Here is a 15,885-nt window from a genome sequence, read left to right as displayed (position 1 = left end):
AAAATAGCCTGCAGACTTTTTATTTAGTCTGCAGGCTATTTTTTATACTAAGTTAATTGCTTTTCATACTAGCTAAATTCCTGCTAGTTAAAAACATTAGACACTATTTCAAAGGATTTCAGCCTGGAGTTGTGATCGAAAATCTGCGCATTGATGATGATTTCGTCTGCCTGGGTCTCATCCAGGAACTGTTGCAGCTTCGTTTTTACTGTTTGTGGGCTTCCTACTATTGACGAGCCAATTCTGCTGTCCAGAAGCATTTTTTCATAGTCGCTTAGCTGATCGTCCATATTGTTGATTGGCGGCAGCAGAGGGCTAGGATTGTTCCTGAAAAGGTTCAGGAATTGCTGCTGCATGGAGGTTGCAAGATACTGTGCTTCTTCATCAGTTTCCGCAGCAATAACATTGACTCCAACCATCGCATAAGGCTCCTGTAAAACTTCTGAAGGCCTGAAGCTGCTGCGATATAGTTTCAGTGCGCCAAAAGTGTTTTCGGGGGAGAAATGGCTTGCGAATGAAAAAGGCAAACCGAGCTGCCCTGCAAGCTGTGCGCTATAACCGCTTGAACCAAGAAGCCAGATTGGAATGTTTAATCCTTCACCAGGAATGGCCCTTACACTACGGTATTGGGAATCTAGTTCAGGATTGAAATATGCACGAAGTTCATCCAACTGCTCTGGGAAGTCCTGCCCGTCGCTCCGGCGTTCACGCCGTAGAGCGTATGCGGTTACTTGATCAGTTCCAGGAGCGCGGCCAAGCCCAAGGTCAATCCTGCCGGGGAAAAGAGATTCTAATGTGCCGAATTGTTCTGCAATGACAAGCGGTGCGTGGTTTGGGAGCATTATTCCTCCCGAACCTACGCGGATGGAGGATGTCCCTGCTGCTACATGTCCTATTATAAGCGACGTTGCAGAACTTGCGATTCCCGGCATATTATGATGTTCTGCCAGCCAATAACGGTTATATCCCCATTTTTCGGCATGCTGTGCGAGATCAAGAGTATTTTTGAATGCATCGGCCGCTGTGCCACCCTGTATGATTGGCGACAAATCCAGAACAGAATATTTAATATCATTCAAACGTTTACCGTTAGTCATCATTTCAACTTCCTTTTTAAAAAAATATGAACGCCCAGTAACGATACCTTTACTATTCCCTGTGACGATTCAAATCAATAGTACCAATTATCTTTCGGTAATCAAAATAAAATGATTTGAGATACATGAAATCAGGATATTGAAGGGGAGATGGGAGGAGAAGTGGAGCGTGGCGAATTATCGTAATAAGGACAAGTACTCATATATTTCATGCAAGTTTTTATAGCCATGTTCCTGCGCCTTTTTAATATAAAATCCCCATAGTTTAGCTGTCATGATCGAATCATCCAATGCATGATGCCTGTTTTTTACTTCGATTCCGCACTCATTGCAGATTTGATCAAGTGACAGAGGATGGGGCACAGTTTGAAATAACCTGATTAAGAACGATGTATCAATGACCCTGTGTTCAAAGTTAATGCGCAGTAGTTCGCTGGATATTTTCCTCATGAATGCCTGTTCATGCCTTGCGTGATGGGCAACCAGGACAGAACTTCCAATGAATTTGTAAAAATCCAATAGTACTTCTGAGGCTTCTGGCGCATCCTTCAATTGCTCGTCTGTAATTTTTGTCAGGATGGCAATTTCAGATGGCAAAGGGATTTCAGGATTTATTAAAGAATAGAATACATCGTCTTCTTGAATGGATGAGCCTTTCATTTTAACAGCGCCGATCGAAATGATTTTATCACCTTTATCAGGATTAAAGCCCGTTGTTTCCAAATCGAAAACTGTAACATGCAATTCCTCTAAAGGGAAGTCCAGGCTGTTCTTTTGTTTCATTTCTTTTTGCAGCTGTCTTAAGAACGAAATTTGCTGGGGATTGGACTGCGGCTGCATTCCAGCATATATTCCGGAGCCTATTCTTCCAGTCATTTGTCTTACAAAACGGACCATATCATTCATTCCCATCGTCTCACATCCTCTTGATTATTTTCTGGGTACTTTCATAAAACAGTTCACCAGATTTAAGAATTTCTTTGAGAACTTGCTTTTCTTTTTTTGTAAGCTGGCTGCCGTCAACATAATGGCCAGCATCATAGTTATGGTGACAGCTGTGTTCGAGCCGGAAATCAAGGAGGGTTGAGAATTTCTTGCTGTAAAAATCTTTTTCCTCAGTAGATAGGCCTAAGCCGGATTGGTAGGTAATTCTTGAGATCGTCGATGTATCTTCAGTTCCCTCTATTAGAGAAAGCAGCCTTGCAGCGTTAACAAAGGGCAAAAAAGCCGTTTCCTTTAAATTGATCGATCCTGAAAAAGTGCCATGAGTTTCGACGAGCAGCTGGCCAAGGAGCCCTACGCCTTTTTTTATGTGCATGGTATTTTGAAGCATCCTGTAAAGTAAGTTTCCTTTTTTGGCTGCTGCAAATGATTTCTCCTTCAATGCGGATATCATACTTGAATCTCCATATAAAGAGCGTCCATCGGCAAAAATGAGCAAGTGGCGGATTGATTCCCATGACGATTCACTAATCCATGAATCAAGCTGCTGCTGCCATCGAGGCAGGGATTTGCACCATAGGGGATTGCTTGCCATGACTGATCCATTGCATCGCTTATAGCCGGCCTGTTCCAACCCGATGGAAATTTCAATCCCTAGTTCCAGAAAATACTCCTGCGCTTCCATTGAATCATCTAAAAAAACCAGTCCATGATCCTGGTCACTCCAAATTGATTGTTCTCTCCGCCCGGCACTGCCCATGACAAAGAACATGAAAGAGGTAGGGGGGACACCGCGTCTATCAGATAGATTTTTTAATGAAGCAGTGATTACCTGCTGATAAATTAAATCATGAAAATGATTCAATGATCCATTGCTGTAGGAATAATCGTTTATCTTAAGCAGGCGTAATTTGGCTATTTCTGCATAATAATCGTTCATGCTTTAATTTCCTCCTTCCTGTGAAAAACCAAAACGCGGTGACCCCAAATAGTTGGTGCCGCCGCTAAAGATAGATTCCTAAAAAACGTATCGAGTTAATTTACAGAGTTTATTTGAGCATGACTCGTATTAATTGTTTCGTTAGCATGAGCTTCATTTTTGACCAATTCGGGATACCCATAGCTGCCATGTTCACTTAGGTCAAGACCGATAATTTCTTCTTCTTCCGTGACACGCAAACCCTTCATGGATACCTTCATGAGCGATAACAGGAGGTAAGATACAAAAAATGCAAAGGCACCGCATACGAGAACCCCCAGTGCCTGGACCCCTAATTGTTCAAATCCTCCACCATAGAACAATCCTGGTTTCCCAACTGCTGCCAGCTCTGGAGTAGCGAAGAAACCAGTTGATAATGTACCCCAGACACCAGCCGTTCCGTGTACTGACAGTGCAAAGATCGGATCGTCAATCTTGCGGTTTTCAAAGAAGCGAATGCTATAAAAAACGAGAATCCCGGCAACCAGGCCAATGACAACTGCAGCCCATGTGTCGACAAAAGCACAGGAGGCAGTGATTGCAACAAGTCCTGCAAGAGCACCGTTCAGCATCATTGGCACATCTGCCTTGCCAACAACAATCCAGGAAATTAGCATTGCTGCAAGCGTGCCGGCAGCTGCGGCGAGATTTGTATTTAAAGCTACAAACCCAAAGAACGCGCCGTCTACAGAAACTGTGCTTCCAGCGTTGAAACCGAACCAGCCGACCCATAACAACAACACACTTAATGCAGTGAATACCTGATTATGGCCTTCGATATTATTTGCTGAGCCATCTTTATTGTATTTTCCAATCCGGGGCTTTAACAGGATTGTTGCTGCCAGGGCAGCCATTGCTCCTGTCAGGTGAACTACCGTGGAACCTGCGAAATCCTGCTTGCCATGCTCGGCGAGCCAGCCGCCTCCCCAAATCCAATGAGCGATAAATGGATAAACAAAAATTGAGAATAAGAGTGCAAAAACAAGATAAACAGATAACTTTGCCCTTTCAGCAAAACCTCCAAAAGCAATCGTCAATGAAATGCCAGCAAAGGCCAGCTGGAATAAAAAGAATACCGAACCGGAAAGCGATAATCCTTCCACATCATATCCCGAGTAAAAAAAGTCTGAGAATCCTAGAATGGAGTTGCCTTCCCCGAATATCAGTCCATATCCGACTGCCCAGAATACGAGGGAGGAGATTCCAAAAGTTAAAATCGTTTTCCCGGCGATGTGGCCTGCGTTCTTCATTCTTGTCGATCCTGTTTCGAGGAGAATGAACCCTCCGATCATCAAAATAACTAATACTGCTGAAATCATCACCCAAAGGCTGTTCATCAAAAATATCGTATCCATAGTGATTCCCCTTTCTAATTGTGAATGTAGTTTGTATTCTCGCATGAATTTTAAGGGGTATCTACAAATATGTTAGAAAACCTTACACTGTTTTTGGTTAAAAAGAAAAACCTTCAAGGTTGAAGGTTTCATGGTTGTATAGGAAATAATATAGTTTTGTTGTGGATAACCACATTTAGTAATCTTAATTCTAATCCAGCACTTAACGGGGCTGGCCAAGGCGCATGAGTCTTTTGTTCTTTAGTATTTTCTTATGCCAAATCTTGCGTTGAGCTGTCCTTGAATCATTTTCTTGTGCGCTTCTTCTTCGTTTCGCTTCTTTTCCCGGATCATCTCCTGGCGTATTTCATACGTTTGGACACCGTCTTCGATCTTGTTTGCAATTTCGACTAATTGCTCGACGTCCGCAAAAGAATATCTCCTGCTGCCTCCTGCTGTCCTTTCCGGGAAGATTAATTTCCGTTCTTCATAATAACGTATTTGTCTTTCTGAAAGTCCGGTCAATTCCTTTACGATTCCAATCGTAATGACTTTCTTTTCTTTATAGGAAGATTCGTTTGCCAAGCCAACCACCACACTTTGAAGAGGTAATATTAATGTATGTTATATTTTCTCACATGAAACCTGTTCTGGCAAAGATTATTTTAATATTCAATTATTTTGGTAGTTACTGAGGTTTTTTAATTCAGTAATTGTTAATTTCTTTAACTCTTCTTCCGTTTCAGTGGTTAGTCCTGAATTGAGTATATAATTTATATAATGCTCTTTCAGTTTTTCAATCGCTGTGCGTAAATGTAAGGACATTGCATTTTCCTCCTTTACAGTTCATTTTGAAGCCTGCGTAATAGTTCATGAGCTTTGCTGCCATGCATTTTTAGAAGCTCCTCGTATAATTCATCCCTGAAAACGTCAATCAAGACAATTAAATGCGCTAAGTTCATTTTGTTTTCATTGTCCATCCAGTTTCCTCATTTCCCTTTGATAAATTTTTATATGGTGATACCTGCTATGTTAAATGGTTACAAATTAGATGATTATTTTCATTATCGTAATGGAAATTTTAATCAAGGTCTGTAAACGTGTAAGAAATCCTAACTGATTTTTTAAAAAAATCCTTATGATTGAAGGAAAAAAGGGAAATCTAAAATGATTCGTCCAAAGGAGGAATGGAAATGGAACCGAATAACCTGGCTGATAATAGAGGGAATGTCATGAATGAATACGATGTGCTTAAGAAAGTCATCTTATGTCAGCCTCAGTATATGACAATACGTGAAGTGATTAATGAGACACAAAAGCATTTTAAAGAAGAAGGCATACATATTGAAATGGCTTTAGACCAGCATAATGAATTCGTAGGTACACTTAGGAAATATGGGGTTGAGGTTATCCTCCTTCCTTACCATAAAAAATACCCGGAACAAGTTTTTACAAGGGATATCGGATTCACCCTTGGCCAAACGATTTTTGTAGCAGAAATGGCAAGTGAAGTGAGAAAAGGAGAAGAGGATGTGTTAAAGCTATGGCTGGAGGATGAAGAAATATCCTATTATAATCTTCTCGGTGACCAGATTGAAGGCGGGGATGTCATTATTGACCAGGATATAATATATGTAGGCCTAAGCAACCGCACTAATCAAAATGCGGTTGATCATTTACAAGGATTGCTGCCGCAATTTAGTGTAAAAGCAATTCCGTTTAAAGCCGAATATCTCCACCTTGATTGTGTCTTCAATGTAGTATCTCCTGAGACAGCACTGATTTATCGGCCAGCTCTGACTGAAGTGGATATAGAACTATTCGCATCACGTTATGAGTTGATTGATGTTTCCGAAGAGGAGCAATTTACGCTTGGAACGAACGTTTTGGGAATAGGGAACAAAAGGATCCTGAGTCTGCCAGTCAACAAGGCAGTCAATGAGCAATTAAGAAGCAAGGGATTTGAAGTAATAGAAGTGGATATCACGGAAATCATTAAGTCTGGCGGTTCATTTCGCTGCTGTACTTTGCCGATCATGAGAGAAAGTAAGATAAGTAAAAAACATTCATAAACCTTGACACCCTTTTACCTGGTAAAAGGGTGTTTTTATACAGACATCAAAATAGTTTTCTGTTAAATATCACATTTTGATTGTCCTTCATAAAAAATTATCTTATAATTCAAAATAGAAAGAAATCAAATTAGCAAAGGGGGATTCACTTGGAAGATTTTGTTAACTCTTTAAATGGGATCTTGTGGAGTACACCGGTCATTTATATCATCCTTGGTATCGGATTACTCTTCTCGATCCTAACGAGATTTTTGCAGGTTCGTCACATTAAGGACATGGTCATGCTTATGTTCCAGGGAAGAAGTTCTGATGCGGGTGTGTCATCATTCCAGGCCTTATCTATTGCTCTTTCTGGCCGCGTTGGAACAGGTAATATTGCAGGTACTGCCACTGCAATCGCAATGGGTGGACCAGGAGCCGTATTCTGGATGTGGGCAATCGCCTTCATCGGCGCGGGCAGTGCATTCGTTGAATCCACACTTGCGCAAATCTATAAGGTTAAGCAAGATGGTATTTATCGAGGCGGTCCGGCGTATTACATTGAAAAGGGACTCGGAATCAGATGGTTTGCAATTACTTTTGCAGTAGCAGCTCTTCTGGCAATGGCCCTATTGATGCCTGGCATTCAATCTAACTCCATTGCACTAGGGGTTGAAAATGCATTCGGTGTTAGCAAATCTATAACAGGTTTAATCATTATCGCACTTTTAGGATTAATTATTTTTGGCGGTGTCAAAAGGATTGCAACTGTTGCCCAGTATACTGTTCCTTTTATGGCAGTGGGATATATCTTAGTTTCTCTTGTTATCATTGGAATGAATATCTCTGAAGTTCCAGCTGTCTTTGCATTAATTTTCAAAAGTGCATTTGGCGCTGACTCAATGTTTGGCGGAATTCTAGGAAGTGCGATTGCTTGGGGCGTAAAGCGCGGGATTTATTCCAATGAAGCTGGTCAGGGAACTGGACCGCACGCTGCAGCTGCAGCTGAAGTTTCCCATCCTGCGAAACAAGGTCTTGTTCAGGCATTCTCTGTTTATATCGATACTTTATTTGTTTGTTCCGCAACTGCATTCATGATCCTGTTCACAGGCATGTTCAATACAGTTGGAGCAGACGGGGGATTTATCGTTGAAAACCTGAAAGGTGTTCAAGCAGGACCAGGTTATACTCAGGCTGCTGTAGACTCTGTAATTCCGGGATTCGGCGCAGGATTTGTCGCTGTAGCATTATTCTTCTTCGCTTTCACAACCATCATGGCTTATTACTATATGGCAGAAACGAACATAGCTTATCTTTTAAGAGGTAAAGATGGGAAAGTCCCAATGTTCATCCTGAAGGTTGTTATCTTAGCTGCTACATTCTATGGAGCAGTAAAAGAAGCGGCTCTAGCATGGGCACTTGGGGATGCAGGCTTAGGACTGATGGTATGGCTGAACTTGATTGCGATAGTCCTTCTGGCCAAACCTGCATTAATAGCACTTAAGGACTACGAGGAACAGAAAAAACAAGGACTTGATCCGGTATTCAATTCCAAGAAACTTGGTATCAAGAATGCTGAGTACTGGGAAGAAGAGTATTCCTTCAATCACGAAAAGGAAAAAGTCTCTTAAAAATTTCCAAAGAAGAGTTGACCATATGGTCGGCTCTTTTTTTAGTGCAATCAAAAAATTACGTTTGATAATATTGATCCAGTGGTTTGGGAAGAATAAAAAATACTTGCTTGAAATCGGGGGATTCTAATGAAGATGTTGTGCATTGACGGCGGTGGAATAAGAGGTGTTTTCCCAATTTCAATTTTAACAGCTATTGAGGAGGAATATAACAAACCTGTTGGCGAGTTATTTGATGTCATTGCCGGGACAAGCACTGGGTCAATCATTGCTGCTTCTGCAGCCCTGAAGACACCGATGGATCGAGTATTGGACAGTTACCGGAACTACGGGGAAAAGATCTTTGAAAGAAAAGCAAAGGTTGGGCTGTTTAAAAGTGTGTACAGTGACCGTTATTTGCGAAGACTGTTGAAAAGAGCATTCAGGGACATTTCTCTTGGAGATATCCAAAAGCCTCTTTTGATTCCAGCTGTCGACATTACTCATGGGAAACCATATGTTCACCGTTCAGATTTCGGATTTAGCGATGGTAGTGACCTTTCGATAAAATTATGGGATGCAGTATTGTCCTCCTGTTCAGCACCGATTTATTTTCCACCCAATAACGTGAACAATAAATTTTTATCAATTGATGGTGGACTCTGGGCAAATAATCCCTCTTTAGTGTGTGTGACAGAAGCGTTGCACCATTTTAAAACAAATCTTGCTGATATTAAAATTTTTTCTATTGGAACGGGTCAGCAAAAGATCGATTTTTCAATCGATCAAGAAAGGGATTGGGGAATCCGCCATTGGCTGCCATTCCAGTTTCCTTCGTTAAAGATAACTCCCAAGCTGCTAGACCTTGCAATGGATTTGTCATCTGAATCGGTATCCTATCATTGCCGTCTTTTGTTAGGAGAATATTATTTTCGTCTCAATAAAGAACTGACAGAGGAAATTCCTTTTGATGATCTTACGTTCATGACAGAGTTAGAAGAATTGGGAAGTCAGGTGTATAATGAAAACAAAGAGCGAATAGCAGCTTTTTTTCAAGACCAATAGTTATTTTGTTTAATGAATTGGGAAGAAATAAGTATGAAATATTATTTTCAATAATACGAGAGGGGAATCATAATGGACAAGATTGAAGTAGGCGAAGTTTTTACAATTAGTGACGAAGATGATGTAGAACATGAAGTGGAGGTCATTGGGACTGTCACAATCGAAGGTATAGATTATGCTGCCGTTAGTTTTGTGGAGGATCTTCAGGAAGAAACGGATGAAGAGATTGATTTGTTTTTCCTGAAGGTAGACGAGGATGGAGATTTCGCTGCTATTGATTCAGATGAGGAGTTCGAAAAAGTTTCTGCTGCTTTTGATGAAATGATGACTGAAAATGATTAGTTTCCTTCGTGAGAGAGGTCAATCCTCTCTTTCTTTTTTTGGTTACTGACATAATCATGATGGAAAACGTACGGAAAAGAGGAAAATGGCTGCTTTTTGTCGAAATGGTTTTTAAAGGAGTTGATACAATTGGATAGCGTCATATTAGTAACCTTTAAAATTAAAGGAATACCTATTCCTATTAAAATAGCATCAACTAATGAACCAAGCAGGGAACAAATCATGAAGAAGATTTCGGATTTAGCAAATGGATATGACATACATGGTGAGATCCAATTCAAGAAGCTCCTTAAAGAAAACGGCCATAAAATGTATATCTATGAAATAGGTGACCGGAAATGCATGGTGCTGGTAGAACGTCTCGAAAAAATAAAAGAGTTTGAAGAAATCGGATCATAGTATTCTATAAAAAAAGAAACCCAGGGGAATATCTGGGTTAATTTACGTCAAAATATGATGTCGAAGCTTTAGAATTCCTGATTAAAATAACGTATTGAAAATAATTCAATGTTCCATTTACGGTCGGTTGCGGTACAAAAATGTTAGGTAATTCAAAAGGTGAATTTTTGCCATTCAATTTAAATAATGTGACATCATTTTTAGCATACGGTGTGAGCATGTTTAAATGGGTAAATTCCTCCATGAAGGAGACTGAATTACCCTCGGTCTTCCTAAAAGGGTTTAAATAAGAATTTTCATACATGTATGCTATTGACAGTACTTTCCCTTTTGTCTGTGGGACATCTTCATTCATATACTGAGCAAGCGTAGGGACTTGCTCTGAATAGGACCCACTGAGTACAATTGATTTTTCCTCGGATAACAGAATATGGGCTCTGCCCCATTCTCCAAAGAATTTAGCATCTTCGGACAGCCGGTCAATCCAATAAGTGAAGGCATCTTTTACGACGCCTTCCCGTACCACATTAAAATCTCCATAGTTTTTATTATTTGCATCGATTTCTTTCAGTCCGTTCTCAAGGCTGATTAATGTAAATAGAAACTTGTCAAAATCAGTGCCAAAGGTTTTTTTATGCAGTTCTTCATTTACTTTCACTTCATCAAGCCAGGACTTTATGTACGCTTTTAATGCAGGAGTCGACTGTTCCTGTCTCGGTAATTCTGGGTGGATTTGATTCTGGATTGAATCGAAGTGCTGAGAAATTTCTTCTGGTATCGCTTTCGTGCTTGCCAATTCCTTCAAATAACTCAAAGCTAAATTCGGGTTCGTATCTCCATCAATCGCGAGAAACTTGATACGGCGATCTGCCGGCTGATTCTGATTATATTGATAAACATCCCTATACAACTGAAAATAGCCTGATGCTTCTCCATGGGTATTTTTCGATTCGGTTGCAAGGTATTCAAGTATCTGTTCGTCACCGGAATCAAGGTATAGATTAATAAACTCACCCATGGCAAAAGGCAGTTCAGCCAAATAATAATTTACATCTGCACTTTGGTTCAAATAGAACAGTAGTTTCGTTTGTGTTGGAAAGTTAAGTTCAACCGAATGAAACTCCCCGGTAAAAAAGACTTTGTGTGATTTAATATCTTCATTCAGTAGTCTCAAATCTGAAAAGTCTTCAAGATTGGTGATATCGACCGTTTGATGATAATCTTTCAGGTACTCGATGGGCGTCTGTTTTTCAACGTCGCCACTAGCAGGAACAGCTTCTGCTGAATCCTCTTTTTTGGGGCTTGTGCAACCGGTTAGGATAAAGGAAAAAGCCAGTACTAAAATCAGGAATGTTCGCATTCACACATCCTCCATAGATTCATGATAATTTAATAATATCACTAACTCATGGTGGAAATGGGTAATTTTTCATAAACAATTACCCCTGGCACTTAAAGTTGAGGTTAGGTATAAAAAAGAAGCCTCCATACATATTAAGAGGCTTCATATCATTATTTTCTCGTATAGTAACGTGTGTCTTCTTTGCTTTCAAGTTTTTTTGCAATCATGGTTGATGCACTGTATGAGCCTGCTGCATCAAGTCCTGCTTCCCATAGCATCATTCCGCCTAAGTTATTAGCTACTGCAAGTTCTGTCTTCTTCTTCAAGGTTTCATGGCTATTGTAATGGTATGTTGTCCCGTTCATGGTGACCTTTTCCTTATCGGCATTTGCGGGATTGTTATCGATAAGTGCTTGGTAGGAAACCTGTCTGATCGACGGGTCCTCAGGCTGGGCATATAAAGGCACCCCAAGAACGAGTTTGTCCCTTGAAACTCCATGCTGGTCAAAGAGACCAGTCCAATAGTATACGATATTGGCAGAATAAGAATAAGGCGATAAATTTGCAGCATTGTATTCACCGTCCCATTGGCCGTCATAAGCCATAAGGTTTACATGGTCAAAGTAATGAAACATCGTTGGCTCGAAGACGACAGAATGGATTTCTGCCCCTGTTACACTATGCACCTTTGCGTTAACAGCTATGGATAATTCCTTGCCCTGGGGCTTGAGTTTTGTACCTAATTCTTTGGCAAAAGCAGCTAAAGATTGAGCATCGGAAGTTGATCGAGGGTGTTCAAAATCGATATCGATTCCATCAAGGTTCTCTTTTTCTGCCAAACTAACTAGCTCGTTAACTAGTTTTTTTCTCGATACGGGGTTCGAAATAGCTGATTTAAAATAATCATAGGATTCACCGCCATTTATATGGAACCATCCGCCAATCGCAAGCATTACTTTTGTATCTTGCTCTCGGGCTTTCGTAACGATGGCACGAAGGTTTTTTACAGCCATGTCGCCATTCAAAAGCAAATCGCCATCTGCTGTAGGATGGGCAAAAGAAAAGATGATATGGGTAAAGCTTTTGTAGTCAATCTCTTCAGGGTTCCTGTAATCCTGTACATAGCCGATCAACACTTTTGATTCTTGCTCTTTCAGTTTAGGTTCTGGTTTAGATGAAGGGTTTTTGGCCGAACGGGATGCTTTGGAGCTGTTAAAGAGTTTATTTGTTCTTTCTGTATCCGAGTATATGGTACCTGATATAAAACCGCCGATAAAGGTAAGGGCGACTACCAACAAAAGCAGAGATTTTTTTTTCATAACGAATTCCTCCTGAGATTATTCGACATCAAAATTGTATCAAAGAAAGCCCGCTAATAGGTGTGGTAATATCAGCCTATCTGAATGGCCATAGATGCTTTATCAGCTAGGATGGCATTTGAAGTGTATTATGGGCAATTAAGGGAATAACGTAAGTATAAACCTAGGATAGGAGCGTTAAGTATGGATGCTAAAAATATGAAGGCAGGAACACAAGAAATATCATATTTTGATGAAGGGAAAGGCAATCCGGTTGTACTGGTACATGGTTTTGCCGGGGGCAAGTCATATTGGGAGAAAATCATTCCGGAGCTGGCTGGCAGCCATCGTGTAATCGCTCTGGATTTGCCAGGACATGGTGAATCCGGCATGGCAATGGAGATTTATTCAATTGAGGATATGGCTGAGACAATTAAGCAACTGCTTAACCACTTAGGACTGGAAAAAGTGACATTGTTCGGGCATTCGCTTGGAGGATATATCACCCTCGCATTTGCAGAGCGTTTTCCAGAGTATTTAAATGGATTCTCATTAGTACATTCAACGGCTAACCCAGATTCTGAAGAAGCCAAAGCTGGCAGGGAAACGAATGCCAAGAAAGTTCAAAAAGAAGGCTCAGAATCATTTATTCAGGGACTTTCCCAAAAGCTTTTCGCTCCAAGCAACACAGAAAAGAATGCAAATGAGATTGATCAAACTGTGAAAATCGGTCTTTCGACTTCAACAGATGGCCTAGTAAGTGCATTATTGGCAATGAAAAACAGACCAGACCGGAATCATGTCCTAAAGGAAACGGATTTGCCAGTAATTTTGATGGCAGGGGAACAGGATCAAATTATCCCGCAAGAGAAGACATTTACCGTAAAAAGGCCAAATATAGAACAGCATGTCATTAAGGGAGCAGGGCATATGAGCATGTATGAACAGCCTGCCGAACTATTAAAAATCATGAAAGAATTTTTGGCCAAGATCTAGCTTCATTTACCTCTGCCTGCCCTTTTAGGGCAGGCATTTTTGTTCGAAATTGGGGCTGTAATGGACATTTTTGTGTGTTAATGCGTGAGAAAGTCATATAGTGAATTTCTAATGGACGATTTCTCAGAGAATCAGTGTGAGAATGTCCGATAGAGGGGCACTAATGGACGATTTGCATAAGGAATAGCATGAGAAAGTCCGTTAGAGGAGTTCTAATGGACGATTTGTATATGGAATAGCACGAGATTGTCCGATGAAGATATTATAGTCTTTATACAAGTTCAAATATCACTCAGTTCATTGGGATGTCTCCTATGGGATTTCATCAAGTAGTTCCCCCTTAACAAATTCGCTAATTAAGGTATAATATTATCTGTGAACGGCTGCATCCAAATTCAATTTTTTGAGTTGTGATGCAGTTAACTGATATAAGTTGAAAGAGAGTGGGATATATGGGTCGTAAATGGAACAACATCAAGGAGAAGAAAGCTTCCAAGGATGCCAATACTAGTCGTGTTTATTCAAAGTTTGCACTTGAAATTTATGTTGCCGCAAGACAGGGTGAACCCAATCCGGATTCCAACCAGGCCCTGAAATTCGTACTGGAAAGAGCCAAGACATATAATGTACCAAGAGTCATTATTGACCGCGCGATCGACAAAGCTAAAGGCGGTTCTGAAGAAAGTTACGATGAGCTTCGTTATGAAGGATTTGGTCCAAGCGGGTCAATGATCATCGTCGACGCATTAACAAACAATGTAAATCGCACAGCTTCCAATGTACGTGCTGCTTTTGGCAAGAATGGCGGAAACATGGGTGTGAGCGGATCGGTTTCTTACATGTTCGATGCAACTGCTGTCATTGGATTTGAAGGGAAAAATGCTGAAGAAGCTTTAGAGATTTTGATGGAGGCTGACGTGGATGCCCGTGATATCATTGAGGAAGATGATGCAGTAATCGTATACGGAGAGCCGGACCAGTTCCACGCCATTCAGGAGGCGTTCAAAAATGCGGGAATCACAGATTTTGCCGTTGCTGAACTGACCATGCTTGCCCAGAATGACATTAAACTTGATCCGGAAGCACAAGCGCAGTTTGAGAAACTAGTGGATGCTCTGGAGGATTTGGAAGACGTCCAGCAGGTTTACCATAATGTTGATTTAGGAGAATAAATGATGAAGCAGCCTCTAGCTATTTAGCGAGGCTGCTTTTTATTTGCGGAAAGAAGTATTCATTAGAATTCCCCTGTTTTTACAGGAAGGTATTTCCCATTTGGCAGCTTTTTAACCAAATCAAATTCAACCAGTTTTTTCAATGAAAGATTACAGTATGCAGAAGCATCGTATTTATCCCGTCCTACTTTCAATCCTATCTCTCTAGGACCAATCCCGGGATAATCGAATTCATTTCTATTGCTGCTGGACAACTCACATAATGCGTCATAGATTCTTTTATCTTTTTCGGTAATCTGTTTATTGGAATTCAGGGGCATAAGATCCTCCTGTAGAGATATGTGTTATCTATTTTATACCAAAGTATCGCCCCCTTCTCAATTGTCATCAAGCAGGTGAACCACTGCACATGTGAATGGGTAATTATTTTTCCCAAATAATCTATGCCACATGATGGGGTATTTCCATCATCGAAATAAATTATTTGATTGATCGAGCGGATTTGCCTCGTATATTTCCCAAGTTTCTGTTCCTTGGTTTTCTTTGATTAGAAAAGCAACAATTTACGAGAAAGATATCTTTTATAAAAAAATTATGGATGGCATGTGTTATATTGGCTGTAAAAGGAAATTGCAGGGAAGTGGAGTTTAATGAATTCACGTGATAAATGGAACCGAAAATACCTTGAGAGATTATCTAGTCCGGCAGTACCCAAAGCCAATGAGAGGCTAATTAAACTGAAGCATTATCTGGCTGGAGGGGATGCAATCGATATCGCTTCCGGACTTGGAGGAAATAGTTTTTTCCTTGCGGAGAATGGCTATTCGGTAACGGCGGCCGACCTATCTGAAATTGCGGTTAATTTTGTAAGAACACAGGCAGAAAGCCGCGCTTTGAAGATAACTCCCATTATTGCCGACCTTACGGAACCCGACAATGATCTATTTAATGCTAAATACGATTTGGCAGTGATTACCTATTATTTAGACCGTTTGATTTTACCTGTTTTAAAGGAAATGGTGAATGAACGAGGATTTTTCTTCATGGAAACATACTATAAGATTGATGGTAGACAGTGCCAGCCAGTTTCGGACCAGTACAAGCTTGAATCGAATGAATTGCTAGAGGAATTCAGAGAATGGAAGATTCTCTTTTTTGAAGAAGATGAACGTGAAGGCAGGCAGACGATTCTTTGCCAGAAACGATAGTCTCGATGCTGGTAGATGGTTGAAATTACTATAGTATGAGCAAAAACAGT

The 15,885-nt window shown here is 40.5% G+C and carries 18 protein-coding genes; 8 read left to right on the top strand and 10 right to left on the bottom strand.

Annotated elements, in window-relative coordinates:
- Window positions 1–83: 83 nt before the first annotated feature.
- The 7 genes from ACXAEA_RS11965 to ACXAEA_RS11935 form a co-directional block, all read right to left on the bottom strand.
- The gene (locus tag ACXAEA_RS11965) at window positions 84–1,100 is read right to left on the bottom strand and encodes an LLM class flavin-dependent oxidoreductase (protein WP_475096106.1); all 1,017 of its coding nucleotides are present in this window, start codon (window positions 1,098–1,100) and stop codon (window positions 84–86) included.
- Between the two features lie 174 nt (window positions 1,101–1,274).
- Window positions 1,275–2,009 carry an exonuclease domain-containing protein gene (locus tag ACXAEA_RS11960; RefSeq protein ID WP_475096105.1) on the bottom strand — a complete coding sequence of 245 codons (735 nt, stop codon included), beginning with the start codon at window positions 2,007–2,009 and terminating at the stop codon, window positions 1,275–1,277.
- A 4-nt stretch (window positions 2,010–2,013) separates the two neighbouring features.
- Window positions 2,014–2,979, bottom strand: coding sequence for a DUF294 nucleotidyltransferase-like domain-containing protein (locus tag ACXAEA_RS11955; RefSeq protein WP_475096104.1), 966 nt, complete (start codon window positions 2,977–2,979; stop codon window positions 2,014–2,016).
- A gap of 95 nt (window positions 2,980–3,074) precedes the next feature.
- A complete protein-coding gene (locus ACXAEA_RS11950; RefSeq protein ID WP_475096103.1) occupies window positions 3,075–4,373 on the bottom strand; it encodes an ammonium transporter in 1,299 nt (432 codons plus the stop codon).
- Window positions 4,374–4,613: 240 nt separating this feature from the next.
- Window positions 4,614–4,937: a MerR family transcriptional regulator gene (locus tag ACXAEA_RS11945; protein WP_475096102.1), complete on the bottom strand. Its 324-nt coding sequence runs from the start codon at window positions 4,935–4,937 to the stop codon at window positions 4,614–4,616.
- 87 nt (window positions 4,938–5,024) lie between these two features.
- Window positions 5,025–5,177, bottom strand: a complete 153-nt coding sequence (locus tag ACXAEA_RS11940) for a Fur-regulated basic protein FbpA (RefSeq protein ID WP_475096101.1) — start codon at window positions 5,175–5,177, stop codon at window positions 5,025–5,027.
- Between the two features lie 14 nt (window positions 5,178–5,191).
- Entirely contained in the window at window positions 5,192–5,332 is a 141-nt protein-coding gene (locus tag ACXAEA_RS11935) for a hypothetical protein (RefSeq protein WP_475096100.1), read from the bottom strand.
- A gap of 213 nt (window positions 5,333–5,545) precedes the next feature.
- Here ACXAEA_RS11935 and ACXAEA_RS11930 point away from each other — a divergent pair, with 213 nt between their 5' ends.
- The 5 genes from ACXAEA_RS11930 to ACXAEA_RS11910 all read left to right on the top strand — a co-directional run bounded on the left by ACXAEA_RS11930 (window position 5,546) and on the right by ACXAEA_RS11910 (window position 9,819).
- Entirely contained in the window at window positions 5,546–6,424 is an 879-nt protein-coding gene (locus ACXAEA_RS11930; RefSeq protein WP_475096099.1) for a dimethylarginine dimethylaminohydrolase family protein, read from the top strand.
- A gap of 149 nt (window positions 6,425–6,573) precedes the next feature.
- Window positions 6,574–8,034 (top strand): alanine/glycine:cation symporter family protein, encoded by a 1,461-nt coding sequence (locus tag ACXAEA_RS11925; RefSeq protein ID WP_475096098.1) that lies wholly within the window; start codon window positions 6,574–6,576, stop codon window positions 8,032–8,034.
- A 129-nt stretch (window positions 8,035–8,163) separates the two neighbouring features.
- The gene (locus tag ACXAEA_RS11920) at window positions 8,164–9,078 is read left to right on the top strand and encodes a CBASS cGAMP-activated phospholipase (RefSeq protein ID WP_475096097.1); all 915 of its coding nucleotides are present in this window, start codon (window positions 8,164–8,166) and stop codon (window positions 9,076–9,078) included.
- A 72-nt stretch (window positions 9,079–9,150) separates the two neighbouring features.
- Window positions 9,151–9,420 (top strand): DUF1292 domain-containing protein, encoded by a 270-nt coding sequence (locus tag ACXAEA_RS11915; RefSeq protein ID WP_475096096.1) that lies wholly within the window; start codon window positions 9,151–9,153, stop codon window positions 9,418–9,420.
- 129 nt (window positions 9,421–9,549) lie between these two features.
- The gene (locus ACXAEA_RS11910) at window positions 9,550–9,819 is read left to right on the top strand and encodes a hypothetical protein (RefSeq protein ID WP_475096095.1); all 270 of its coding nucleotides are present in this window, start codon (window positions 9,550–9,552) and stop codon (window positions 9,817–9,819) included.
- 37 nt (window positions 9,820–9,856) lie between these two features.
- On the opposite strand, the gene ACXAEA_RS11905 is transcribed toward ACXAEA_RS11910, so the two are convergent.
- Both ACXAEA_RS11905 and ACXAEA_RS11900 read right to left on the bottom strand, forming a co-directional pair.
- The gene (locus ACXAEA_RS11905; RefSeq protein WP_475096094.1) at window positions 9,857–11,179 is read right to left on the bottom strand and encodes a hypothetical protein; all 1,323 of its coding nucleotides are present in this window, start codon (window positions 11,177–11,179) and stop codon (window positions 9,857–9,859) included.
- A gap of 152 nt (window positions 11,180–11,331) precedes the next feature.
- The gene (locus tag ACXAEA_RS11900; protein WP_475096093.1) at window positions 11,332–12,480 is read right to left on the bottom strand and encodes a glycoside hydrolase family 18 protein; all 1,149 of its coding nucleotides are present in this window, start codon (window positions 12,478–12,480) and stop codon (window positions 11,332–11,334) included.
- A 183-nt stretch (window positions 12,481–12,663) separates the two neighbouring features.
- Between ACXAEA_RS11900 and ACXAEA_RS11895 the strand changes: the two genes are divergently transcribed.
- On the top strand, window positions 12,664–13,455 hold the full coding sequence (locus tag ACXAEA_RS11895; RefSeq protein ID WP_475096092.1) for an alpha/beta fold hydrolase: 792 nt from the start codon (window positions 12,664–12,666) through the stop codon (window positions 13,453–13,455).
- Between the two features lie 452 nt (window positions 13,456–13,907).
- Entirely contained in the window at window positions 13,908–14,627 is a 720-nt protein-coding gene (locus ACXAEA_RS11890; protein WP_475096091.1) for a YebC/PmpR family DNA-binding transcriptional regulator, read from the top strand.
- A gap of 62 nt (window positions 14,628–14,689) precedes the next feature.
- Here the strand turns inward: ACXAEA_RS11890 and ACXAEA_RS11885 are convergent, their stop codons facing one another.
- On the bottom strand, window positions 14,690–14,947 hold the full coding sequence (locus ACXAEA_RS11885) for a hypothetical protein (protein WP_475096090.1): 258 nt from the start codon (window positions 14,945–14,947) through the stop codon (window positions 14,690–14,692).
- 330 nt (window positions 14,948–15,277) lie between these two features.
- Between ACXAEA_RS11885 and ACXAEA_RS11880 the strand changes: the two genes are divergently transcribed.
- On the top strand, window positions 15,278–15,835 hold the full coding sequence (locus tag ACXAEA_RS11880) for a class I SAM-dependent methyltransferase (protein ID WP_475096089.1): 558 nt from the start codon (window positions 15,278–15,280) through the stop codon (window positions 15,833–15,835).
- The last annotated feature ends 50 nt before the right edge of the window (window positions 15,836–15,885 follow it).

It is taken from the genome of Mesobacillus sp. ABV4_180 (assembly GCF_056158485.1).
This window is presented reverse-complemented; position numbering and strand designations above follow the sequence as displayed.

Coding starts and splice junctions, on each gene's coding strand:
- ACXAEA_RS11955 (WP_475096104.1), bottom strand. CDS start 2,979: ATGAACGATTATTATGCAGAAATAGCCAAATTACGCCTGCTTAAGATA.
- ACXAEA_RS11960 (WP_475096105.1), bottom strand. CDS start 2,009: ATGGGAATGAATGATATGGTCCGTTTTGTAAGACAAATGACTGGAAGA.
- ACXAEA_RS11930 (WP_475096099.1), top strand. CDS start 5,546: ATGGAACCGAATAACCTGGCTGATAATAGAGGGAATGTCATGAATGAA.
- ACXAEA_RS11890 (WP_475096091.1), top strand. CDS start 13,908: ATGGGTCGTAAATGGAACAACATCAAGGAGAAGAAAGCTTCCAAGGAT.
- ACXAEA_RS11940 (WP_475096101.1), bottom strand. CDS start 5,177: ATGTCCTTACATTTACGCACAGCGATTGAAAAACTGAAAGAGCATTAT.
- ACXAEA_RS11935 (WP_475096100.1), bottom strand. CDS start 5,332: ATGGACAATGAAAACAAAATGAACTTAGCGCATTTAATTGTCTTGATT.
- ACXAEA_RS11895 (WP_475096092.1), top strand. CDS start 12,664: ATGGATGCTAAAAATATGAAGGCAGGAACACAAGAAATATCATATTTT.
- ACXAEA_RS11965 (WP_475096106.1), bottom strand. CDS start 1,100: ATGATGACTAACGGTAAACGTTTGAATGATATTAAATATTCTGTTCTG.
- ACXAEA_RS11905 (WP_475096094.1), bottom strand. CDS start 11,179: ATGCGAACATTCCTGATTTTAGTACTGGCTTTTTCCTTTATCCTAACC.
- ACXAEA_RS11920 (WP_475096097.1), top strand. CDS start 8,164: ATGAAGATGTTGTGCATTGACGGCGGTGGAATAAGAGGTGTTTTCCCA.
- ACXAEA_RS11885 (WP_475096090.1), bottom strand. CDS start 14,947: ATGCCCCTGAATTCCAATAAACAGATTACCGAAAAAGATAAAAGAATC.
- ACXAEA_RS11900 (WP_475096093.1), bottom strand. CDS start 12,480: ATGAAAAAAAAATCTCTGCTTTTGTTGGTAGTCGCCCTTACCTTTATC.
- ACXAEA_RS11950 (WP_475096103.1), bottom strand. CDS start 4,373: ATGGATACGATATTTTTGATGAACAGCCTTTGGGTGATGATTTCAGCA.
- ACXAEA_RS11915 (WP_475096096.1), top strand. CDS start 9,151: ATGGACAAGATTGAAGTAGGCGAAGTTTTTACAATTAGTGACGAAGAT.
- ACXAEA_RS11880 (WP_475096089.1), top strand. CDS start 15,278: ATGAATTCACGTGATAAATGGAACCGAAAATACCTTGAGAGATTATCT.